Below are 2,591 nucleotides of genomic sequence, written 5' to 3'. Positions count from 1 at the left end.
CGCGGGTGAAGATCCCCGTGAACGCCTACCCCGCCTATCCCGGCCTGAAGCGTCCGGCCGAACAGGGCCTGGCCCCGGGGACGCCCCACGCCTTCGAGTACGTGGTGGTGGACCCCCAGGGCAAAGAGGCCCAGCCCAAGGCCCTGGTGGCCGAACTCTTCGAGGATCGCTGGCAGACCGTCCTGCGCCGCGCCGAGGAGGGCACGGGCTACAAGTACGAGACAAAGCGCGACTCGCGCCTCGTTGAGCGCCGCCGCCTGGAGAACCCCGGCGCGAAGGGCGAGGTGACCTTCACCCCGCCCAAGTACGGCAGCTATCGCCTGAGCCTCACCGACCCCGACACCGGCGCGGCCTGCCAGATCACCTTCTGGGCGGCGGGCGACGGCTACAACCCCTGGGCCATGGAGAACCCCGCCCGGCTGGAGCTGGTCCCCGCCAAGACCGACCACGCCGTGGGCGAGACGGCCAGGCTCCAGGTGCGCGCGCCCTTCCCGGGCAGGCTCCTGGTCACGGTGGAGTCCACCGAGGTCCTGGACCATTATGTGGTCGACCTGCCCGAGAACACCGGCGAGGTGAGCATCCCGATCAAGGCGGGCTACGCGCCCAACGTCTACGTCACGGGCATGCTGGCCCGCAAAGGCGCCGACGTGCTGCCCGGCCAGGCCGGGCGCGCCTTCGGGGCCGTGTCCCTGGGCGTGGCGCGCGAGGCCGGACGCATGGAGGTCGCGCTCGAAGCCCCCACGCGCATGGAGCCCCACAAGCCCCTCACCGTGACGGCCAAGGTCGATCCCGGGGCCATGGTCACCCTGGCCGTGGTGGACGAGGGCATCCTCCAGCTGGTGGCCCAGAAGACCCCCGACCCGTGGGCCGTCTTCTACGCCCGCCGCGCCCTGGAGGTGCAGAGCTTCGACACCTTCGCCCTGCTCCTGCCCGAGGTGCGCGCCCTGGCCCGCAAGGCCCCGGCGGGCGGCGACGACGCCTCCCGCTTCCTGCGCACCGAATCGCCCCAGGGCGAGCGCTCCGTGGCCTTCTGGTCCGGCCCGCTCAAGGCCGACGCGCGCGGCGTCGTGCGCTTCACCGTGGACGTGCCCGCCTTCCAGGGCGCGCTGCGCGTGATGGCCGTGGCCGCCGGCGGGGCGCGTTTCGGCAGCGCCCAGCACTTCGTGCGCGTGCGCAGCCCCCTGGCGCTCCTGCCCACGTTCCCCCGCTTCGCCCAGCTGGGCGAGACCATGCGCCTGCCCGTCACCGTGCGCAACGACACGGGGCAGGACGGCCAGTTCCAGGTGTCCCTGGAGGCCACGGGCGCGCTGCGAAGCGTCGACCAGCCCCGGCGCGAGGCCATCGCGGCGGGCAAGGACAAAACGGTCTTCTTCGGCGTGAAGGCCGCAGACGCCGAGGGCCTGGCCTCCCTGGCCTTCCGGGCCGAGGGCGGCGGGTTCAAGGCCGAGGCGCGCACGGAACTCCTGGTGCGTTCGCCCCTGCCCGCCGTGAGCCGCATCCGCCAGGGCGTCACGGAGGGGCCGGCCACGGAGTTCCCGGCCGCCGAGGACCAGGGCTTCCTGCCCGGCACGGTCCAGCGCACGCTGCGCGTGGGGCGCTTCCCCCTGGTGCGCTTCGCGGGCAAGCTGGAGAGCCTGCTGGGCTATCCCTACGGCTGCCTGGAGCAGACCGTGTCCCGGGCGTTCCCGCTCGTCTATCTCTCGGCCCTGGCCCGGGAGCTGGAGCCGCGCGCCCTGGAGAAGGGCTCGCCCGAGGCCATGGTGCAGCAGGGCGTCAGCCGCGCCCTCGCCATGCAGCTGCCCTCGGGCGGCTTCGGGATGTGGCCCGGGGCCGAGAAGGAGCAGCCCTGGGCGGGCGTGTGGGCCACGCACTTCCTGGTGGAGGCCTCGCGGGCGGGCCATCAGGCGCCGGAGAAGGCCCTCTCCCTGGCCCTGGGCAACCTGGCCTCCATGGTGAAGCGCCGCCACGAGGGCGGCCAGCTCAAGACCCAGGCCTACGCCCTCTACGTGCTGGCCCTGGCCGGAAAACCCGACCGGGGCGTGATGGACTCCCTGGCCGCCAAGCCCAAGGACGGCAAGGCCCTGCCCGCCGACGCCAAGGCCCTGCTGGCGGCGGCCTACGCGGCCACGGGCAACGCCAAGGCCGCCGAGGGCCAGCTGGCGGGACTGGGCGCGCCCGAGGCCGCGCCCCCCCCGGACGAGCTCTTCGACTCCCCCCTGCGCGCCCAGGCCCTGACCCTGGCCGCCCTGACCGACGTGAACCCCTCGTCCCAGGCCACGGCCCAGGCCGCCCGGGATCTCACCCGGGGGCTGGAGGCCCGCCCGGCGCTCTCCACCCAGGAGGCGGGCATGGCCTTCATGGCCCTGGGCAAGCTCTACGCCCGCCAGGCGGCCCTGCCCGCCTGCCAGGGCGAGCTGACGGCCGCCGGAACCGGCGTGGCCCGCATCGACACCCTCCGCACGAGCCTCCTGCGCGACCTGCCCGCAGGCCCCCTGACCCTCTCCCTGCCCGGGTGCGCGCCGGGGTCGGCCTTCTACAGCCTGGACGACCGGGGCATCCCCGCCACGGCCTCCCACAAGGCCCAGGCGGAG

The 2,591-nt window shown here is 74.4% G+C and carries 1 protein-coding gene; it reads left to right on the top strand.

The window, feature by feature from the left end; translation table 11 throughout:
* Positions 1-17: 17 nt before the first annotated feature.
* Positions 18-2,591: alpha-2-macroglobulin family protein (locus ACV4UX_RS18575; protein WP_491594767.1), on the top strand; the 2,574-nt coding region annotated here is incomplete at its 3' end.

Source organism: Fundidesulfovibrio sp. (assembly GCF_058402725.1).
Note: the sequence above shows the minus strand (reverse complement) of the source record. Positions and strands in the feature narration are given on the sequence as shown.